This is a genomic window from Lachnobacterium bovis DSM 14045 (assembly GCF_900107245.1).
Taxonomy (GTDB): Bacteria; Bacillota; Clostridia; order Lachnospirales; family Lachnospiraceae; genus Roseburia; species Roseburia bovis.
Genome location: NZ_FNPG01000048.1, coordinates 1 through 3946 on the forward strand (window position 1 = coordinate 1; position 3946 = coordinate 3946).

The following is a 3946-nucleotide window of genomic DNA, read 5'->3' on the forward strand; positions in this document are numbered from 1 at the left end:
TGATGTGTGTGTGTAGCTCAGCTGGATAGAGCACTTGGCTACGGACCAAGGTGTCGGGAGTTCGAATCTTCTCACGCACGTATTTATGAGGCCTTAGGGCCTCTTTTTTGTTATAATTTTATTATGTATGGAATTTTATATATTAGCTGACATAACACAATCGAATTTGAAGCGGCAATCAGGGTTTTATATACTATCTTCTTACCATTGGGCTAAGTCACTAAAGTATTATAAATGCTTGGCGTTCTCGTGTGGACTTTTCTTGAACAGGAGTTTGTCTAAAAACAAAAAATATTTGTTCAATAGATTCTTTAGCATTAGATAAGAATAATAAAATAAATAGATTTGAATAAACAAGAATATAAAAAAGCCACCTAAAAAGGTGGCTTTTGAGGGGAGTATAAATAATTAATAAGGGGTATAACATGAAAAGGCAACCGCCTCCTCAAGTGTTATTATATATGATAATAAGAAAAAAATCAATTAAAATTTTTACAATTCTAAAAAAAATAATAATCCATCAGATATTTATATATTCAGAAAAAATAAGTACTATTTTTATTATTGGATTGAATTAAATTAAATGATTTTTTTTTGGTTATAATATATAATTTTCTGATTAATATTATTTTGATTTTAAGGGAATTTTTAGAAAAATCATGATAATTACATAATTTGAAAAGAATGCATTGCTGCCTTTGCTAAATATTATGATGAATTAATATATAAAGTGTGATAGAATTGAATGAGGTATTTTTGATTATAATATATATTGTAACTTATAATATAACGTATATTATAACGTATATTATAACTTATTTATAACTTATGTTATAAGGATAGCTATTTTTTAGAAAGAAAGAGAAAACATATGAAAATATTTAAATTAGTTGTGCCTTGTCATTTTGGATTAGAGGCAGTTGTTAAAAGAGAAATATATGATTTAGGATATGAGATTACAAAGGTAGAAGATGGTAAAATAACTTTTGAAGGTGATGAAGAGGCTATTTGTAGAGCCAATATATTTTTAAGAGGTGCAGAAAGAGTACTTTTACAGATTGGAAGATTTAAAGCTACATCATTTGAAGAATTATTCAATGAAATAGAAAAATTACCATGGGAAGATTATATCCCTGAAGATGGAAAATTTTGGGTAAAAAAAGCAACTTCTGTTAAAAGTAAATTGTTCAGTGCATCAGATATTCAATCAATTATAAAAAAAGCTATGGTTAAACGTTTGCAAAAAACATATAAAAAAACATGGTTTGAGGAAACAGGTGCAGAATATCCAGTGCGTGTTTCAGTTTTGAAAGATGAATTCATTGTTTCATTGGATACATCAGGTGAAGCATTACATAAAAGAGGATATAGAACTATGAAAAGTTTGGCACCAATCAGAGAAACTATGGCTGCCTCACTTATTATGCTTACACCATGGAAAAAAGATCGAATTTTAGTGGATCCTTTTTGCGGAAGTGGAACTTTTCCAATTGAAGCTGCAATGATGGCAGCGAATATTGCACCTGGTTTAAATCGTGAATTTACGGCAGAGTCATGGACTAATATTATTCCTAGACAGTTGTGGTATGATACGGTTGAAGAGGCTGAAGAAATGATTGATTTAAACGTTGATGTTGATATTCAGGGGTATGATATTGATCCTGATGTTATAAAGGCTGCCAGAAGCAATGCAAAGAGAGCTGGAGTGGATAAATTAATTCATTTTCAACAAAGAGATGTCGCAGATTTACACCATCCAAAGAAGTATGGATTTATAATAACTAATCCACCTTATGGTGAGAGACTAGTGGAAAAGGAACAACTTCCATCATTGTACAAAACTATTGGAAATGCTTTTGAAGGTTTGGACACATGGTCAAAATTTGTTATTACTAGTTATGAGGATATGGAGCGATACATTGGTAGGAGAGCAGATAAAAAAAGAAAAATATATAATGGAATGATTAAGGCTAATTTCTATCAGTTTATGGGTCCTAAGCCTCCTAAAAAAAGATAGAAGACAATGTACAATAGAATGTCTAGATGGGGAAAACAGTAGAATGTTTAGAAGGCAATACATGATAGAAAATTAATAAGACGATAAAACATTGGATATACGAAGATTGAAAGGACAGCTATAATGAAAAAGATTGTTTTTGCTACGGGAAATGAAAACAAAGTTAAAGAAGTAAAAAAAATATTAGAAGGATTAGATGTAGAAGTCTTTTCGAAAAAAGAATTAGATATTAAAGATGAAGTAGAGGAGACAGGGACAACTTTCGAAGAAAATGCCATTTTAAAAGCTAAAGCAATTTCTAAATACACTGATAGTATTGTAATTGCAGATGATTCAGGTTTAGAAGTGGATTATTTGAACAAGGAACCGGGGATTTATTCATCTAGATATTTAGGAGAAGATACTTCTTATGAAATAAAAAATCAGGAAATACTTAGACGATTAGAAGGGGTTCCGGAAGAAAAAAGAACAGCAAGATTTGTTTGTGCAATGGCGATAATAATGCCTAATGGTGAATGCTTAACAGCGGTAGAAACGATGGAAGGACGTATTGGTTTAAGTGCGAGTGGTAAAAATGGTTTTGGATATGATCCTATTTTTTATCCAAATGGATATAATATATCGTCAGCAGATATGTCACTTGAAGAAAAAAACCTAATATCGCATAGAGGTAAAGCGCTTAGAAGAATTAGAGAAATTATAAAGGAAAAATTAGGAGATTAGTTTTTGATGAGTAACAAGGTAGCACAGCATAATCATAATACACAAAATAAGATTATAATAATTAATGATTTAACAGGTTTTGGTAAATGCTCTTTAACAGTTGAAATACCGATCATTTCGAAGTTAAAAGTGCAGTGCTGTCCAATTCCTACATCGATTTTATCAAATCACACAGCATATGAAAGTTATTACATGAAAGATATAACAGAAGATATTCCATCATATTTTAGCGAATGGGAAAAACTGGAATTAAAATTTGAAGGATTATTGACCGGTTTTTTGAGTAATAATAAACAATTTGATATTGTAAAAAGAATTATAGAAAGAGTAAAAAAAGATGGAACAATTGCAATCGTTGATCCTGTAATGGGCGATGATGGGAAAAAATATATTAGCCATAATGAAGAAATGTGTGAAAAAATGAGAGAAATCGTTAACATTGCAGATATTATTACGCCTAATCTTACAGAAGCGTGTATTTTATTGGGTGAGTCTTATGAAGAGATTAGTCAAATAAATGATTATGAGCTACTTGTAGCTAAGATAGAGAGTCTTATAGATATGTTTCTAGGTAAAGGTATTAAAAAGGTTGTTATAACGGGGATAGAGTACGAAAACAGAATCTTGAATTTTGTAAAAGAATATAAAAATGAAATGCAAATTATTAGCAATGAAAAAATAGGAATATCTAGAGCAGGAACTGGAGATGTTTTTTCGGCTATTATTGCGGCAGATGCAATAAATAATCTAAATTTTTATAAATCTGTTGAAAGAGCATCAGATTTTGTTGAGAAATGCATAAAAGAATCCGATATAAGAAATGTGCCTGCGGAGGATGGAGTGTGTTTTGAAGAATTGCTAGGGCAGTTAAGGTAGATGATTTTAGATATAATTTATATAAGGCTTATGATGAATTAAATATTTTTTTTGGAAAAAATAGGTTATAAGCTTGAAAGAATAAGCTAGAAAGCCTAAAAAAACAGGCTTTTTGAAAATAAATAAAAAAAATAAAAAAAAATCAAAAAAAGTGTTGACATTAAGTGTGGTAAGTGATATTATACTACATGTGCCACGGCGATGGGCACAAAACGAAAACTTAAAGATAACACTTACGGGGTGTGGCTCAGCTTGGCTAGAGCGCCTGGTTTGGGACCAGGAGGTCGCAGGTTCGAATCCTGTCACCCCGATTCTGCGGGTGTAGTTCAA

Annotated in this window: 3 protein-coding genes and 2 tRNA genes; all 5 read left to right on the forward strand. The window is 30.9% G+C overall.

All coding sequences use genetic code 11. The features are described 5' to 3' along the window. Window positions 1-6 precede the first annotated feature (6 nt). A tRNA-Arg gene (locus tag BLV79_RS12205) sits at window positions 7-80 on the forward strand. A gap of 791 nt (window positions 81-871) precedes the next feature. Further along, complete coding sequence (locus BLV79_RS12215) at window positions 872-2017, forward strand: THUMP domain-containing class I SAM-dependent RNA methyltransferase (protein ID WP_074719251.1); 1146 nt, start codon at window positions 872-874, stop codon at window positions 2015-2017. A gap of 123 nt (window positions 2018-2140) precedes the next feature. Continuing rightward, entirely contained in the window at window positions 2141-2740 is a 600-nt protein-coding gene (locus tag BLV79_RS12220) for an XTP/dITP diphosphatase (RefSeq protein WP_074719252.1), read from the forward strand. 6 nt (window positions 2741-2746) lie between these two features. Beyond that, a complete protein-coding gene (locus tag BLV79_RS12225) occupies window positions 2747-3616 on the forward strand; it encodes a pyridoxamine kinase (RefSeq protein WP_074719253.1) in 870 nt (289 codons plus the stop codon). Between the two features lie 236 nt (window positions 3617-3852). Next, window positions 3853-3927, forward strand: a tRNA-Pro gene (locus tag BLV79_RS12230). The last annotated feature ends 19 nt before the right edge of the window (window positions 3928-3946 follow it).

Bases quoted from the DNA above. Each gene is read 5' to 3' on its own strand.
- BLV79_RS12215 (WP_074719251.1), top strand. From the start codon at position 872: ATGAAAATATTTAAATTAGTTGTGCCTTGTCATTTTGGATTAGAGGCA.
- BLV79_RS12220 (WP_074719252.1), top strand. From the start codon at position 2,141: ATGAAAAAGATTGTTTTTGCTACGGGAAATGAAAACAAAGTTAAAGAA.
- BLV79_RS12225 (WP_074719253.1), top strand. From the start codon at position 2,747: ATGAGTAACAAGGTAGCACAGCATAATCATAATACACAAAATAAGATT.